Here is a 16,385-nt window from a genome sequence, read left to right on the forward strand (position 1 = left end):
GCCATTGAGGTGCAGGGGGATGCCATTCTCAAAAGCTGTAGCTGGACTCAATGGTACCATTGGCGGTATCGTTCCGGGTGACTCCGGAAACTTGGCTTCTGACGTAGTCCACTTGACCGCCATCGAGACGCACGGTGACGCGCAGGTGGCCGCTGCTGCCGTGGATAATGCCAGAGTAACCATATTCTTCGGCACTGCGGGTGCCTCCGCTGGGGTGTCCAGGTTGCGGCACTTCCTGGTAAATGATGCCGTCCCGTTCCTCTTTCACGTAGAGGTGATCATGACCGTGAAAGACGATTTTGACACCATATTTAACCAGCAGCGCATGGATCGGTAGAGACCAATCAGGACGATTCTGGGAAAAACCGTTGCTGCCGTTGGCATCGAGTCCCCCCCATTCCATATAGGCGGCTGTTTTGGCACCGCCGCGAACATCTCGGCCAAGGCCGCCCACGAGGTGATGGATGAACACCAACTTTTGCTTGGCACGGCTGTTGGCTAAGGTTTGGTCTAACCACTGATATTGTCTTTTGCCCAAGGTCATGCTCCAGGGATCATCACTCCGGCGCTGTGTCGTCTCCCAGAAGGGATCCAAAACGATGAAAAGGGCATCTCCCCACTCCCAGGCATACCAGTTTTCCTTCGGCTCAGGGTTGCCTGTGTAGATGCTTCCAGGCTGAGGATTCGGGAACCACTTTTTGCGCTGGGTTAATGACCATTCAGCCATCTCAGGTCGATCTCCTCGCTCGCCGTCGTGGTTTCCCAGCACCATAAAAAGCGGCACACTATGGGCCACCTGTCCCAGGTAATAACGTTGGGCTTTGTATTGAGATTCGGCGCGGGTGTAAAAGCTGCCAAACTTGTCCACCATGGTCGTATCTCCCAAATCGATCATGAAGTCTGGCTGATCTTGACGAATATTGGCCAAGGTCTGGCGATAAACACGCACATCCGTGCTCACGTCCAGATGTGAATCGGCCTGGATCGCAAAAGTAAAGCTGTGTCCAGGTTGACGCTGAGTGCGGAATTGACGCTCCTCATCGGAGACGGCGACTCCATCGGCCGCACGATAGACAAGATGATAGGAGTAGAGAGAATCGGGCTTGAGTTGATCCAAAACAAAGCCGTGAGGCTGGCCCGGCTCGAGTTTGAGTGCCGCAGTTTGTCGTGCAGGGGAATCGTATTCGATGAACGCTTCCAAGGGTTGCCAAGCAACGACACTGACCGTGATTTGATCCGCGCCAGGGCGGCAGAGCCAAAGGTTAAACAGATAGGAAGGGACTACGGCGGGTTCGACCTGCCCTCCCGGGCCTGCTCCTCGACCACCACGCTCTTGGCCACCACCTTCTTGACCATGGGTGAGGATCACAATCAAGCCTAACAAAATGAATGTTGGTAGTATCGTTTTCATGGCGGCTCATTGAGCTTTTGGATTGCCTTTCTTGCCTGGCCCTTGGCCCCCGCGTCGATCTCCACTGCGTGCGCCCTCAGGATCATAGTTGGGATTGGGGCGCGGCAGATCCGCGTGCACCTGATTCAGGTAAGTGGTGAGGCGATGATCGAGTTGGGCTGCGATTTGCGGCTGCTCCTTGGCTTGATCTTTTCGCTCCTCGATGTCTCCAGAGAGGTCAAACAGCAGACGCTGATCGGTTTCATAAAAGCGGATGAGCTTCCAGTGCTGCCAGTAGAGGGCAGATGCCGGGCCGAGAGGATCTTTGTCGTAATGAGGAAAATGGATAACTAGGCTGTCCTGAGACCGCCGCAGTTCTTGAGCACCTCGCAGAAGCGGCACGAGGCTGCTGCCTTCAAGACCAGGCACAGGGAGCGAACATCGGGCAAGTTCCAGGATAGTCGGCAGCACATCCATCGTGCTGGCAGGTGCATGACAAAATAGACGTGGGGGGATGTGCGGGCCTGAGATGAGCAGAGGCACGCGCAGACCACCTTCCCAAACGCTGCCTTTACCCTGATTGAGCACGCCGTTCGCCTTGTTTCCCTGGGCACCATGATCGGCCGTGTAAATGATATAGGTGTTTTCCAGCGCACCGAGTGCGCGTAGTTTCTCCACCACTAAACCCAGGCTTTTATCGATCTCTTCATTGCCTGCGGCCAAACCAATGCGCTGAAAGTCCATGCGCGTGCCCAGGCGACGACGCACCGCCTCCAAGGTGTCCTCCCGCGCCGTCACCGGCCCACGCCCCGGATACTGCGAGAGCTGTAGCAGGAAGGGGCGGCGCGCTTTGACTTGGCGATCCATGAACGCCATACCTTGCTCGGCAATGGCATAACATTGTTTAGGATTGGGATCTTCCACCTCATCCGGTCCTCCGTTGCTGTTGGCTCCGTCATTTTCATCGTAACCATGCTCGCGCGGATTGGCCCGACCCAGATGCCATTTTCCAAAGTGGGCCGTAGCATATCCTTGCTGTTTCAAAAGTGTGGCGAGTGTGGCGATACCGGCGGGCAGCTCTGTGATGCAGGTGGGCTGGATCACCCGATCTCCTGGCTGGACGAGACCGTCTTTCTTCCCCTCATTGACAAAGGTCATCTTTAAAGCGGCCGGGTTTCTGCCTGTTACCAAGGCCGCTCGTGTGGGCGTGCAGCGTGGTGAAGCCGCATAGAAGTCTGAAAAGCGTGCTCCTCGTTCGGCCAGAGCATCCAAGGTCGGCGTGCGAATGAAATCACTGCGGGAGGCCTCTGGATGACGGTCGTCCTGCGGTGCAGACATGGAGGCCCATCCCTGCGCCTCCGCGAGTATCACCACGAAATTGGGCGGCGTCTCAGCCGCGGGAAGCCGAGTAACGAAGCTTAACCCTACGAGACTGAGGATGAAAAATCGGTTCATGGTTGTGGCAATTGAGTTGGTTAGGTTTTCTAGCGTGCTCAGCGCATCGGGGCTTCGGTCACATCCAGGTCAGGTCGAGTATTCCAACGGGGCTGCCAGCCGGGTTTCTCCACTCGGGTGCGGAAGATGACGGTGTTATCCAGTGCCAGATCCTCAGTCCAAATGAACTTGGCACCTTCGAAGTCATGATCGTAATAAGGCTGTTTCGGGTCCACCGCTTCGAGGCTGTATTCCTGTGCTGACTTCCAAGCACTGTCGTCAAAGTCCACTTGCCACCAATGGTCGGGTAAAGGCTCCTGGATGACTTGAGGATGGTTGGCATCCCTCTTCAAGGGGCCGTGGAAAAAGCTTTTGGCTTTCCAGGTGGCATTGGTCACGGTGCCATCACCGAACTTGAGGATGAAACCGCCGTCACCGATACTGCTGCCGTATTCGAGCCCGGTCTTTGGATCCGCATTATCTTTGGCCAGCACGGCAATCGTCATCGGATATTCAGGCAGGACATCCACGCTGACCACATTGTGAGGCGTGAAGGGGATGCTATCCACAGCAGTTAAGCGGCCATTGATATAAAGCATGAACCAGTTATCGGCATAGACATTGAGCTTCATCGTATCCGTCAATGTGGGTTTGATAAGACCAGAAAAGCCACCGCGTGGGGAGGGTTTATCTCCACGATCAGAGGTGGGAGGCTGAGATGGGCGGTCTCTCCGACTTGTTTCTCCACCAGCACCCAGGCTGGTATGCACGACGTGTAGGGACGAGGAAGCCAATATCTTCCCCTGCATGGCGTTCAGCAGTTCTACCCGTCCGGGTGTGCCCGAGATGACGAGCGGGCTGTCCAGGGCATAAAGCGTGATGACATAGGTGTGCGCACCGGCACCTTTGGAGTGTGGGGGTTCATAGCCGACAGCCCCTTTGAAGCCGGTGCCTGTGCTGCCGATCTCCCGGTTATCCTTGGGCAGTGAGCGTGCTGAGGCAGGGATGTTATAGACTGTCCAATACCACTTCATGTTTCCATCGCGATCCTGATGATCCATGATTAATGCATAACTTTGAGTGTGTTCAGGCGGATTTTCCCAGGTGAGGGCTGGGCTGATACCGGCACCATCTCCGGTGTGTTCAGCCGGGAGTTCTGCGGCATCGGCCACCGCTGGGCTGCTGAGCAGAAAGCGGCCATCACTGCTGCGGGTGGCCGGAGAGGGGCTCTCGTTTGCCACCTGACTGCGAGTAGGTCGGCGTTTTTCCTTCGATTCTGTCTCCAACGTTGGGCTAGGTTCGCTCTGCCACTCAGCGGATTCTAGCTGCCCATTTTGATTGGTGTCCTGATCTGCGAAGACTTGCCTAGCCGCCTGGAGGGCTGAATCTACAGATAGACCTTTTTGACTGGCAGCACGCCTGACATGTGCGGCATATTCTGCAGCGCTGATGAGACCATCCCCATTGGCATCGGCCTGAGATTCGATGCGGTTTAGGATGGCTCTTGGAGAGGTTGCCGAGGGCTGGGAATCCTTGCGTGGGGGCTCATCGTTTTTCGGCTCCGACCGTCGGCGTCCTTCTTCCGGCATCCGTTTGCGGTCAGCGTCTCGTTTGGGTTCGCGCCCTCCGCTTCCTGTCGTTAGTGCGCTGTAGGTCTCTTCGACCATGCCTTCCCGCCCGTTGTTAAAACGAAAGGGATAGGTCCCGTCGGCATTGATTTGGTAGGTGATGCTGCGTGGATCTCCATTCACCTCATAGCGGAGCTGGTAACCTTGAGGGCCTTGTTTTTCAAAACCGGTGATTTTGGCCCCACGTAGGGCTTGCAGTGCTGGCCGCACCGGGTGAGCGCGCGGTTGTGGGTCCACCTGCCCCTCCGCTTCGGTGACTTCGCCATGGAAACCGCCAATGACATAGGGATACTTCAGACTGGCATGGTAATGGTAACCGAGCGTGATGCTTTCATGCCCATGGCATTCATCCAAGCCGGAGACCGAGCTGCCATCAGGCTCTGTGAGTCCATAGATAGGATACCCGTCCAAGGCATAAGCGACGGGCAGGCCCTTGCCCACCCGCGCTTGCAAGTGCAGCGGCACCACGTGGTAATGGTAATCATCCGCCCGCCCGCAATGACCACCCCATTGATCGAGTTCGCCGATTTCTTGGCTGATCTCACCGCGATTGTTCTGCGGGTTGAAAATCGGGATGCCATTGGCGGCCAGAGCAATGGCACCCCGCAGAAAGCGGTCTTTGACTAGGGCAGGTTGTGCGGCAGGTCTGGGATGAAGCGGGAGACGCCAGGTATTATCACCCCAGTAGCTTTGGGGTAAGGGCACCTGCTGCTGCCAAGCAGTGATGCCTACCATCATGCCATGCTCCGGCAGTCCATCAGAGCCGATGTAGAGGAACCCACCCTCTTCTCGGAGGTCCAACTTTTTGAAGGGCAAGAAGGCTTTGGCCGTCTCGGGGATCATCGCTTCAGCTGCGATGGCTTGGGCCGCTAAAGCTAAGACGTGGCTTGAGGAAGCTACCTGCAGCGTATGATGAGGTGAACGTGAAAAGGTGGGAGCCGAGGCCGTCGCTGATTTGGCCAAACGCTGGGCCTGATACTGGTGCCAATCGCTTAAAATGTGAGCGCGTAAGGCTTCTCGATCTGGATCGTCATCGAGAGGAACGGTGAGGTCATGTGCCACGCCGAGCAGAGGAAGGAGGCTGAGGATGCCGAGGAAGATGGCTTTCATAAAACCCATGCTGGCAGGTCAATGTCAGCGCTTGATCAAGACCCAGGAACTGTTTTGTCAGGATCTCGTAAAGATGCTGGAGTCCGAGATCTATTCTGGCTAGTTTCTCTTCGAAGTGCCGTGCCATGCGCCTTTTGATCATTGATGACGATGCCGAGCTCTGCCAGTTGGTGGCCGATTACCTTAGCCCGATGGGGTTCGAGGTCGAAGCTGTGCATGAAGGGCCAAGCGGTGCCGAGCGGGCAGTTTCTGAAGTTTGGTCAGCCGTCATTTTGGATGTGATGATTCCGGGCTGTGATGGCTTTGAAGTTCTTCGGCGTATCAGGGCTCATTCGAAGGTGCCGGTGCTCATGCTAACCGGGCGTGGAGAAGAGGTGGATCGAGTGGTGGGGCTGGAGTTAGGTGCCGATGATTACCTACCCAAGACCTTTTCCTCACGAGAGCTTCTCGCACGACTGAGGGCGGTATTACGCCGCTCAGGTTGGGTGGCCGAAGCCACACCGCTATCATCGGTCAAAGAGATCGTGGTGGGAAGTCTGCGCATCAATCCTGAAACGCATGCAGTGGTGCTGGATGACCAATCGCTCCAACTCACACCCGCGGAGTATGGTCTGCTGCTGAGCCTGGCGAAGGCCCATGGACGGGTCAAAACACGCGAGCAACTCATCGAGGAAGTGGCGGATCGCGAATGGGATGTGTTTGACCGGGCGATTGACATGCACATCTCCGGACTGCGGCGTAAGCTGGGCGATGATCCCAAGGAACCGCGTTTCATTAAAACCGTGCGTGGCTACGGTTACCAACTCGTGACCCCAGGCCGATGAAACGAATACGTAGGCCCCTTTACAGCCAGATTCTCGTCTGGCTGTTGGTGAATCTTTTGATTCTGGGTTTGTTAGGCTTTGCCTTTCTCTCCGCTCAATTTCGCTTAGGGATGGACTGGATGCTTTCCGGTGAGCCGGGGGAGCGCCTCTCCGCGCTTGGGGATAAGGTGAGCTACGAATTGTCTCGCCTACCTGAACCCGAGTGGGATGCCTGGTTGAACGAACTGGCCCAGGCCCATGGAGTCACCCTGGCTCTTTTTTCCGGAGAAGCGCAGCAACTTCATGGCCCGAACGTGCCTGTGCCCGAGGCCGTCAAACCGAAGCTGGTGGACCGACGTCCCCCTCAAGAGCGCCCTCCTCGCCCCATGCAACGCCGACCAGCAGATGCGCCAGCCAAACCCCGCTTCATCCTGCGGGCCGGGGATCCTGCTTATTACTGGGCAGGGGTTCAATTGGATTTGATTTCCGCTCAGACGAAGCGCTCCCAGACCCTGGTGATCCGTTCCAGTGGGCTAGCAGCAGGTGGATTGCTCCTGGATCCATGGCCTTGGGTTTGGATGCTGGCCGCCGCCGTTGTGGTTTCGGTTGTGATCTGGCTCCCCTTCGTGCATCGCCTGACGCGCTTCATTCAGCGGTTGAATGGTGTCGCGGGTCGCATTGCCGAAGGCCGCTTCCATGAGCGTCTGGAGCCCGGGAGCACGCGTCCCGATGAATTGGGCGAGCTCTCCGTCTCCATCCATGCGATGGCGGATCAGTTAGGCGACTATGTGAGTCAGCAAAAGCGCATCACTGCAGATGTGGCGCATGAACTTTGCAGCCCTATCGCCCGCATGCAGATGGCCATCGGTGTGCTCGGCCAGCGGAGCACGTCCGATCAGGCACCTTATCTGGAGAAACTGGATCGCGAGCTCCAGCACATGGCTCGTCTCGTCGAGGAAGTGCTGGTGTTTTCCAAAGCGGAGACGCTACCGGAACGGGAGAAACCGGAATCCTTTGAATTGGGGGATCTGTTGAAGCAGGTGATCGCACGCGAGGCCGCCGAAGCTACCGTGAATCTGTCGGTGCCCTTGATCCAGCTCCACACTCTGCGACAGGCTCTGGACCGGGCGCTGGGGAACATTCTGCGGAATGCGGTGCGCTATGCGCCGGGTAGCGCTATTGACATCACTGCCGAGCAGGACGCGACCTATCTCACCCTCACCCTCGCCATCGAAGATCGTGGCCCAGGGGTGCCTGAAGTCGCCCTCACCCGCTTGTTTGAGCCCTTTTACAGGCCCGAGTCGGCGCGGAATCGCAATACGGGAGGAAGCGGGCTCGGCTTGGCCATTGCGAAACGTTGCATCGTCGCCTGTGGCGGTGGTATTGACGCTTCTCTGAGGGCAGGGGGAGGCTTGCGGATACGTATCAATTTACCTTCGTGACTTGTCTGGCTCAGGGCCTTCTCCGTAGAGGCCTTGATTTAAAGCCTTGGAGCTAGAGCGGCGTTTCACTTTAATTAAACGAGTGGTGCGTTTGATTCATCCGCAAGACAAATGAAGGGTCTACGTTTTCGGGAGTTCTAGTTGTGGATTATTTATGAAAAAAGTTACCCGATTCTTATTGGCATGGGCTTCGTTCGCCGCTCTTCCCGCCGCAATGGCGATAGACCACATACCCTTCAAGTCCGAGCTGTTTCAGAAACTTCGTCTTGTTTATGAAGATGACTTTTCCAAGGGGGTGTTAAATACAGATTTTTGGGAGGTGCGCCAAAGCACGACTTGGGAAATCAAGGATGGCGTGCTGACAGGCAGTCAATCCTCCAAGGAATTTCAGACGAAGATGTTGGCCAAAGGTGATAAAGGACATGCGGGCTTTAAGCCGGTGATTTGGCTCAAGAAGGTGCCTGAAAATTTCGTCTATTCGATGCGGGTGCGTTACGATGGAAAAGGGTATACCAAAGGTTTTCCGCTGCTTGATCTCGGGCATCACATTCACACCCTGATCTTCAGCGAAAAAGCCACGACACTGACCATCAAGAAAAACGTCGAGACCCTTCCTACCGAGAAGCCGTTGTTTTCGCTCAATGAATGGCACGATGTGGTGATTGAGCTCAAGAAGGGTAAAATACTCTTTCAAGTCGATGGCAAGAAACACGTCTTTGAAAGTGCGAACATCGACATGGCAGGCCAAGCTCAGATTGACTTCAAGGGGATAGATCTAGGCATCTGCCAGATTGATGATGTGAAACTCTGGGCTGGCGAGTGACCTTAAGTCGGTGGGTGTTAGTTAAGCTCTTGCTTTTTTAACTTTTTAGTCCACTCCTCGCCCATGATGAAAGTGCTTCTCGGGTGGATCTCCTTTGCCGTTTTAGTCGCCACACTCCAATTTGGATCTGTGGCTTATGCCCAGGAAGAGACGGCGCATCATCGCAAGATCTATGCAGCCATCAATGCCGCGCAGACCAAGATGCGTCAGGTCAATGCGACCTACCGGGATGAGCCTGTGGAATTTGCCCTCACGGGTTGGTTCGAGGGGGGCGAGTTGAAAAAGATTGTGGCGCGGTCCAATGGCGACGGGGATGGTGTGACTGAGTATTATCTCGAAGGGCAGCAGCCACTCTTCGTCTTCAATACGTATCACTTAGGCTCTGTCAGCCAGAAGGGAGCCAAGGTCGAAGAGCGCCTCTATTTCCAAGATGGGGCGATCTTCCGTTGGCTTACCACGGAAAAGCCTACTCCAGTCCTGCATAGCGAGGATTATCAAGCCACCACGGAGCTTTACGAAACGAACTGCAAAGCCTTTGTCGAGGCTTTGAACAAGGCCAAATCTGGCAAAGCTGGGAAGGGGGCAGCGGCGAAAACGCAGCAGCAAGAAGGCGTCTTCATCGGTATTGAGGAAGGCGATTATTTTCATTGGCAACTGCGCACTGCTCAAGGTGAGGAAGTCTCGTATTTCATTCTGCAGCCTGACGCCAGCGTCGATCAAGTGGTGGAAGATCCTGGTTCTTATCTCGGTCGTCGTTGTGTCATTACCTGGCAGAAAAGCATGGAAGACATCCCAGAGGCCGGAGGCAAGATGGAGATTGAGCAGATTATGTCGGTCAAGTGGCTGACGAAGTGACGACGGAGTTTCTGTTCAGTCGAGATCAATCCCCTTGCATTGACTTGGGGCGTCCCCTCAGGTCTAGTCCGTTGAGCTGGGAGCCAACCTTCCTGGCTTTTTCCAACCCAACCAACCTAATCCAATCCTCTGATGAATTTCGAGACGCTTCAGCTCCATGCCGGTCAGGAAATCGATCCGGCCACTCAGTCCCGTGCGGTGCCGATCTATCAGACCACCGCTTATCAATTCAAAGACTCGGCCCATGGTGCCCGCCTGTTTGCACTACAGGAGTTTGGGAACATCTACACACGGCTGATGAATCCCACGAATGACGTGTTCGAAAAAAGGATCGCTGCTTTGGAAGGTGGTGTCGCAGCCTTGGCCACGTCTTCAGGGCACTCTGCCCAGTTCATTGCCATCAATAACATCACATCGGTGGGGGATAACTTCGTTACCACCTCCCATCTTTATGGGGGCTCTTACAATCAGTTTAAAAACGCGTTCAAGAACATCGGTGTCGAGGCTCGTTTTGCCGATGGAGTCAAAGTCGAAAGCTTCGAGCCGCTCATTGATGGGAAGACCAAGGCCATCTATCTGGAAACCATCGGTAATCCTGGGCTGACGGTGCCTGACTTCGATGCGTTTGTGGCTCTGGCTAAAAAGCACGATCTGCCCTTGATCGTGGATAACACCTTTGGCGCTGGAGGTGCGATCTGTCAGCCTTTGAAATGGGGTGCCAATATCTTGGTCGAGTCGGCGACGAAATGGATCGGCGGTCATGGCACCAGCATGGGGGGGGTCATCGTCGATGCTGGCACCTATGACTGGGGCAATGGCAAGTTCCCGCAGTTCACCAGCCCTTCACCGAGTTATCACGGTTTCGTCTTAAATGACGTTTTCGGTGTCGGTGGGCCGATGGGAAACATTCAGTTCATCATCCGTTGCCGTATCGAAGGTCTGCGTGATTGGGGCCCTTGCCAGAGCCCATTCAATTCTTTCATGCTTCTTCAGGGGCTGGAGACTCTGTCTCTGCGTGTCGAACGCACCTGTGAAAATGCTCTGGCTTTGGCTCACTGGCTTGCCGCACATCCTGAGGTGGCTTCTGTCAACTATCCAGGTTTGGACAATCACCCCACGCATGCCAACGCCAAAAAATACCTTCAGCGTGGCTTCGGTGGTGTCTTGTCTTTTGAACTGAAGGGGGATCGTGCCCGCGCCGAGAATTTTGTGAACCATCTGAAACTCATCTCGCATCTGGCGAATGTGGGGGATGCCAAGACCCTGATCATTCATCCGGCCTCCACCACACACTCTCAGCTTTCCGCTGAAGAGCAGATCCGTGCAGGGGTTCAGCCTGGTATGCTCCGTATTTCCGCGGGCATTGAACACATCAATGACCTCAAGGCAGACATCGAGCAGGCTCTGCAAGGAGCATAAACCAAAGGTTCAAGGTAAAGGGCAGGCCAGCTTTGGCCTGCCCTAACCAAGAAGACTGTGGCGTGTGTGCTTATAACACCTGAATCAAAGCGACCTGGAAGATGAGATCGCTATTCGGTGGAATCTTGCCTCCGACAGCCCGGCTGCCATAGGCCAGATTAGATGGGATGTAGAGCACCCATTGATCGCCGGGCTTCATCATCCTCAAGGCTTCGGTCCAGCCAGGGATGACCTGACCGACGCCAAAGGTAGCAGGCGTTCCGCGCTCAATGGAGCTATCAAACACCGTGCCATCTGTAAGCGTGCCGCGGTAGTGAACCATGACGGAATCAAACATCGTCGGTGACCGCCCTTCTGCGGGGCCGGAGCTCAGCACCTTGTATCGCAGGCCACTGGCTGTGGACACCCAGCCAGAAGCGTCGGGTGTGGTGGAAGCAGGTGGCACGGGGGCGGAAATAGTGGGGGAAGCAATGGCTGTTGGTGTTTCTGTCTCGGGGACGCTCCCGGTTTTATCGGTGGTTTGGCAACTGGCTAAAACCAGGGCGGCGCTAAGTGATCCGAAGCGAATGAGAGAAAAGGAACAAGACTTCATGGAGTGAGGATCGAGAGTTGAAGTGAGGGAAGCAATGGTTGCAAACCCAACCAGACATAGCTTAGGGAGGGCTTAAACGGCGAGGACTTTCTTTCATCAAAAGAGTCCGGGTGATGAAATGATAAAACAGGCTTCCCTCCAGCTAGGCGAAGCGTGTAAAAGAAAGATTCTAGTGTTCTTCGAGCCTGTCGAGGAACGTAATAGCTGGAGCCTCGCGTCACCTTCTTTCAACTCAAAAAAGAACCTCTATGTCAGACGAAGCCTCATCCTGTCCTGTGACCTCCGCCGCCGCGCCCAAAGGTCAGTGCCCTTTCCACCACGCTCCCAGCACAGGGACGACGAATCGCGATTGGTGGCCGAAGCTGCTGCGTGTGGATCTGCTGCATCAGCATTCCTCCAAGTCGAACCCGATGGGGCAAGGTTTCAATTATGCTGAGGAATTCAAGAGCCTGGATCTGGCGGCCTTGAAGAAGGATCTGGCAGCTCTGATGACGGACTCTCAGGACTGGTGGCCTGCGGACTTTGGTCATTACGGACCTCTTTTTATCCGAATGGCCTGGCATAGTGCAGGCACTTATCGCACGGGTGATGGTCGTGGCGGTGGTGGCCGAGGGCAGCAGCGATTTGCTCCGCTGAATAGCTGGCCGGACAATGTCAGTCTGGATAAAGCGCGCCGTCTGCTGTGGCCGATCAAACAAAAGTATGGCCGTAAGATCTCGTGGGCGGACCTCATGATTCTTACCGGGAATGTCGCTCTGGAAACGATGGGCTTTAAGACGTTCGGTTTTGCCGGTGGTCGCGAGGATACTTGGGAACCTGATCTGGACGTTTATTGGGGCCGCGAGACCACGTGGTTAGGCGGAGACAAACGTTATGCCCACGGTTCTGAAGGTGTGGAAAAAGGCCGAGGTGTGGTCGTGTCCGATGATGATGCCGATGGTGATATCCATAGTCGAAAGCTAGAGAATCCCCTGGCAGCGGTGCAAATGGGGCTCATCTATGTGAACCCCGAAGGACCCGATGGGAATCCTGATCCGATCAAGGCTGCGTATGATATCCGCGATACGTTTGGCCGTATGGCCATGAATGACGAGGAAACGGTGGCTCTCATCGCTGGGGGGCACACTTTTGGTAAGACTCATGGTGCGGCTCCCGCCAGCCATGTGGGGGATGATGTGGAGGCCGCAGGACTGGCCGAGCAAGGATTCGGCTGGAAAAATAGCTTTGGCTCGGGCAAAGGCGGCGACACCATCACCAGTGGTCTGGAAGTGACCTGGACCACCACGCCGACTCAGTGGAGCAATAACTTCTTTGAGAACCTGTTCGGTTATGAATGGGAACTGACCAAGAGCCCTGCTGGAGCACATCAGTGGAAACCCAAGAATGGCGGTGGGGAGGGGGCGGTACCTCATGCTCATGATGCCTCGAAACGCATTGCTCCAAGCATGCTGACCACCGACTTGGCGCTGCGTTTCGATCCCGAGTATGAAAAGATCTCCCGTCGTTTCCTGGAGAATCCGGATCAGTTCGCCGCTGCCTTTGCTCGTGCCTGGTTCAAACTGACTCACCGTGATATGGGGCCACGTGCCCGATATCTAGGCTCTGAGGTGCCTCAAGAAGAACTTATCTGGCAAGACCCGATCCCTGCGGTGGATCATCCGTTGATCAATGATCAGGATATGGCTTCCTTGAAGACTAAGATCCTAGCTTCCGGTCTAAGCCGATCCGAATGGGTGAGCGTGGCTTGGGCTTCGGCTTCGACATTCCGGGGCTCGGATAAGCGTGGTGGAGCCAACGGTGCTCGCATCCGTCTTGCGCCGCAGAAGGATTGGGATGTCAATCAGCCTGAGCAGCTCGCTCATGTGCTGGCTAAGCTAGAAGCCATCCAAACGGCGTTCAACAGCAGCGCAGCTCACGGCAAAAAGATCTCCATGGCAGATCTCATTGTTCTGGCTGGTAACGCGGCTGTGGAACAGGCTGCCAAGGCAGCTGGATATGAAATCAGCGTCCCTTTCAGCCCTGGTCGAATGGATGCGCTTCAGGAGCAGACTGACGTGGAATCCTTTGATGTGATGGAACCCTACGCAGATGGTTTCCGTAATTACCTCAAAGGGCAGTATTCCATTCCCGCTGAAGAATTGCTCATCGATAAGGCTCAGTTGCTGACCTTGACCGCTCCGGAGATGACGGTGCTTATTGGCGGTTTGCGTGTGCTGGGTGCCAATGTCGGTGGAAGTAAAGCTGGAGTCTTCACGGATAAGGTAGGAACGCTTACCAACGACTTCTTCGTCAATCTCCTCGACATGAGCACCGCTTGGGCGCCTGTTTCCCGAGATGAACAAGCCTTTGAAGGTCGTGATCGTAAGACAGGGCAAGTCAAATGGACTGGCTCTCGCGTGGATCTTATTTTTGGCTCTAACTCGGTATTACGCGCGGTGGCTGAAGTTTACGCGACGGCGGATTCCCAGGCCAAGTTCGTCCACGACTTTGTCTCGGCATGGAGCAAGGTGATGAATCTGGATCGTTTTGATCTTCAATGATCGGATGTCTTGGTCCGATGGAGCGGTGCTAGAGTGATCGGTAAAGATCACTCAGACGTCGCTTATCGGACAGTCGGGAGCAAAACGGGTAAGCTGGCCGTGTTGAATTCGCGACTTCACGCGCACCGGATCGATTTTCTCAGGAGGGTGAGGGGGCTTCCCCCAGCACCTTTTCCTGGGGAATGTCGCCGTAGTGTTTGGCGACACACTTGGGACAAACGCTGTGGCTGAATTGCGCTTCAGTGCGTGAGGTGACATAGTCTTCGATTTCGTGCCAGCACCCGTTCTCATCACGAATGTCTTTGCAAAACCCGCAGGTGGGCAAGATACCTTCGAGAGTGCGCACGCGTGCTCGAAGAGCTTTGGTCTGCTGAGAGAGCTTGCCGATCAAGAAGGTAATGAAGAAGAGAATCCCAACCCGCAAAACGGCGTTGATCACAGCCACATGCACTTCATACGGAATGCCCCATGCATACTGAATGCAGAAGCGAATGATGCAGAGAACTGCCCCCATTTTAAGGGCTGTGCGGAGTCCGCAATTCCAGGCTAACAAAGCCACAGGAATCACAAAAAAGACAGGGAACATGATCACAGGGCCCGCCAGAAAATCGAAACAGGACATGGCCAAGGCAAGCCCAAACAGCACCCAATGATTATTCCAGGGCGGATGCTCAAAAAAGTATTCAGTTTGGGGTGGAGGCAGGCGCTCACTCATGGAGGTCGCCGAATCTAACGCCTAAGATAACACCGCCGACAAGTCTTTAATCCAAGTTAGAATAAAATGTGAAATGCTACCTGTTAGGCCGCATGATTGGTTGTTTTGATTAGCTCATGTCGGATAATTGGCGGTCGCAATCAATCAGAACCAAATGTCAGCGAGCATTTTTCAGCACGCTCTCGTGAACGAGCAAAGGCACAGAAGAGGGGCACAACTCAAACCATATAGGACACAGTGACTTGTTAGGCCTTCATCATCTCTTGAATCTGTTTGGTAGCGATGCCGATCGGTCGATCCAGCGGCACCCCCGCACAGGTCAGGATAGTCGTGAGAAGATCGCCTTGGTTGCCTTTAGTCTCTGCAAGAAAACGTCCGGTGTTGAGGGAGCCGCCACCTTTGCCCGCCAGGATGAAGGGGAGGTTTTCGCGACTGTGTTTGTTTCCATCTTCCAAACCAGAACCCCACATCATGATGCAGTTATCCAGCAGAGTTCCGTCCCCTTCACGAAGCGTGGCCATCTTTTTCACCATGTAGGCAAACTGGGAAATGTTGAACGCCGTGATGGCAGCCACTTTGGCCACTTGCTCGGCTCGATTGTTGTGGTGCGTCTGAGAGTGGTGTGTGTCGGTGAAGCCAAGTTCAGGATAGGAGACGCCGTTGGGTGTCGAGCCGATGTAGGTGCTCACTCGGGTGGTATCCGTCTGGAAAGCCAAGACGTTCAGGTCACACATCACCTGCATGTATTCGCTACGCTTGTCACCGTCTGGAATACGGATGTCGATGGGTGGAGAGTCCGTTGCACTCCGCTTGCTGGGAGCCATTCCAGCTTTTTCGAGAGCGGCTTCTTTCTGGCGCATTTCAATGGCAGCGATGCGTCGTTCGACGGAGCGCACGCTATCCAGATATTCATCCAGTTTTTGTTGATCTCCGTGAGGTAGTGTTTTGCGCAAGTTGCGGGCACCCCCGATCACCAGATCCAGCATCTGGCGTTCCAGGGGATCTGCTTGACGCTGGCTGTTGTCTGGGTCGGACTTGCCGAACAAGCGATTCAATGCGCTGCGCGGATTGATCTCAGCGGGCATCGCTTGAGTTGGTGAGCGGTAGCTGCAGTGAGAATAATACCCCTCGTTCAACCCCTCTTGATTCTCCTTGTGCGTCTGTGGCATCGTAGCCAGTTCCAACGAGGGTAGGGATGTCATCGCGCCGATGTAGTTGGCGGCGATCTGGTCGGCTGAGATGGCGATGTGGATTTGATTTCGCTTGCTCGGGTCAGGCAGGGTTGCCGTAAGCCAGGTGGAGAGCTCCAGGGCATGCGGAGCACCGTTGAAAGGTGAAATCGGCACTCCTGAGATGCCTTTCATCAGGAGGCACTGATCCAACACGGGCTTCAGAGACTCCAAGGCCGGTGGTGGTGACTTGAGGAAAGACTCAGGCGATGCTGGCCAAAATTGATCCATGATGACCCCATGGGGCATGTACATGAAACCGATGCGCACCGGAGGTTTGTAAGAGGTCTTGCCTTTCACCGCATCCGCCCAGCCCATGGTTTCGAGCAACGGCAGGCCTAGGGTGGCTCCGAGACCTTTGAGGCAGGTGCGGCGGTTGATGAGGTGTTTGTGAGTCATGGGGTA

The 16,385-nt window shown here is 55.1% G+C and carries 12 protein-coding genes and 1 pseudogene; 6 read left to right on the plus strand and 7 right to left on the minus strand.

Going from position 1 to position 16,385, the window contains the following annotated elements:
• Window positions 1–28: 28 nt before the first annotated feature.
• The 4 genes and pseudogenes from B5D61_RS08030 to B5D61_RS08040 all read right to left on the minus strand — a co-directional run.
• Window positions 29–1,411, minus strand: coding sequence for a metallophosphoesterase family protein (locus B5D61_RS08030; protein ID WP_078812815.1), 1,383 nt, complete (start codon window positions 1,409–1,411; stop codon window positions 29–31).
• Window positions 1,412–1,417: 6 nt separating this feature from the next.
• The gene (locus tag B5D61_RS08035) at window positions 1,418–2,845 is read right to left on the minus strand and encodes a sulfatase-like hydrolase/transferase (protein ID WP_078812816.1); all 1,428 of its coding nucleotides are present in this window, start codon (window positions 2,843–2,845) and stop codon (window positions 1,418–1,420) included.
• A 38-nt stretch (window positions 2,846–2,883) separates the two neighbouring features.
• The gene (locus tag B5D61_RS27065) at window positions 2,884–3,594 is read right to left on the minus strand and encodes a hypothetical protein (RefSeq protein ID WP_342753361.1); all 711 of its coding nucleotides are present in this window, start codon (window positions 3,592–3,594) and stop codon (window positions 2,884–2,886) included.
• 12 nt (window positions 3,595–3,606) lie between these two features.
• Window positions 3,607–5,571 (minus strand): annotated as a pseudogene (locus B5D61_RS08040) (YHYH protein); the annotation flags it as partial.
• Window positions 5,572–5,687: 116 nt separating this feature from the next.
• Between B5D61_RS08040 and B5D61_RS08045 the strand changes: the two are divergent.
• The 5 genes from B5D61_RS08045 to B5D61_RS08065 all read left to right on the plus strand — a co-directional run bounded on the left by B5D61_RS08045 (window position 5,688) and on the right by B5D61_RS08065 (window position 10,904).
• Window positions 5,688–6,386, plus strand: a complete 699-nt coding sequence (locus B5D61_RS08045) for a response regulator transcription factor (RefSeq protein WP_078812818.1) — start codon at window positions 5,688–5,690, stop codon at window positions 6,384–6,386.
• The gene (locus tag B5D61_RS08050; RefSeq protein WP_078812819.1) at window positions 6,383–7,807 is read left to right on the plus strand and encodes a sensor histidine kinase; all 1,425 of its coding nucleotides are present in this window, start codon (window positions 6,383–6,385) and stop codon (window positions 7,805–7,807) included. The genes B5D61_RS08045 and B5D61_RS08050 overlap by 4 nt, the downstream gene beginning before the upstream one ends.
• 154 nt (window positions 7,808–7,961) lie before the next feature.
• Window positions 7,962–8,630 carry a hypothetical protein gene (locus B5D61_RS08055; protein WP_139373132.1) on the plus strand — a complete coding sequence of 223 codons (669 nt, stop codon included), beginning with the start codon at window positions 7,962–7,964 and terminating at the stop codon, window positions 8,628–8,630.
• A 63-nt stretch (window positions 8,631–8,693) separates the two neighbouring features.
• A complete protein-coding gene (locus B5D61_RS08060; RefSeq protein ID WP_078812821.1) occupies window positions 8,694–9,485 on the plus strand; it encodes a hypothetical protein in 792 nt (263 codons plus the stop codon).
• Window positions 9,486–9,617: 132 nt separating this feature from the next.
• The gene (locus B5D61_RS08065) at window positions 9,618–10,904 is read left to right on the plus strand and encodes an O-acetylhomoserine aminocarboxypropyltransferase/cysteine synthase family protein (protein WP_078812822.1); all 1,287 of its coding nucleotides are present in this window, start codon (window positions 9,618–9,620) and stop codon (window positions 10,902–10,904) included.
• A gap of 70 nt (window positions 10,905–10,974) precedes the next feature.
• Here B5D61_RS08065 and bamJ read toward each other — a convergent pair whose 3' ends face one another.
• The gene (gene bamJ / locus B5D61_RS08070; protein ID WP_078812823.1) at window positions 10,975–11,496 is read right to left on the minus strand and encodes a BamJ family beta-barrel-assembly machinery protein; all 522 of its coding nucleotides are present in this window, start codon (window positions 11,494–11,496) and stop codon (window positions 10,975–10,977) included.
• A gap of 248 nt (window positions 11,497–11,744) precedes the next feature.
• Here bamJ and katG point away from each other — a divergent pair, with 248 nt between their 5' ends.
• Window positions 11,745–14,036, plus strand: a complete 2,292-nt coding sequence (gene katG, locus B5D61_RS08075; RefSeq protein WP_078812824.1) for a catalase/peroxidase HPI — start codon at window positions 11,745–11,747, stop codon at window positions 14,034–14,036.
• A 139-nt stretch (window positions 14,037–14,175) separates the two neighbouring features.
• On the opposite strand, the gene B5D61_RS08080 is transcribed toward katG, so the two are convergent.
• Both B5D61_RS08080 and B5D61_RS08085 read right to left on the minus strand, forming a co-directional pair.
• A complete protein-coding gene (locus B5D61_RS08080) occupies window positions 14,176–14,751 on the minus strand; it encodes a hypothetical protein (protein WP_078812825.1) in 576 nt (191 codons plus the stop codon).
• Between the two features lie 245 nt (window positions 14,752–14,996).
• The gene (locus tag B5D61_RS08085) at window positions 14,997–16,379 is read right to left on the minus strand and encodes a DUF1552 domain-containing protein (RefSeq protein ID WP_078812826.1); all 1,383 of its coding nucleotides are present in this window, start codon (window positions 16,377–16,379) and stop codon (window positions 14,997–14,999) included.
• Between the last annotated feature and the right edge of the window lie 6 nt (window positions 16,380–16,385).

It is taken from the genome of Prosthecobacter debontii (genome assembly GCF_900167535.1).
GTDB lineage: Bacteria > Verrucomicrobiota > Verrucomicrobiia > Verrucomicrobiales > Verrucomicrobiaceae > Prosthecobacter > Prosthecobacter debontii.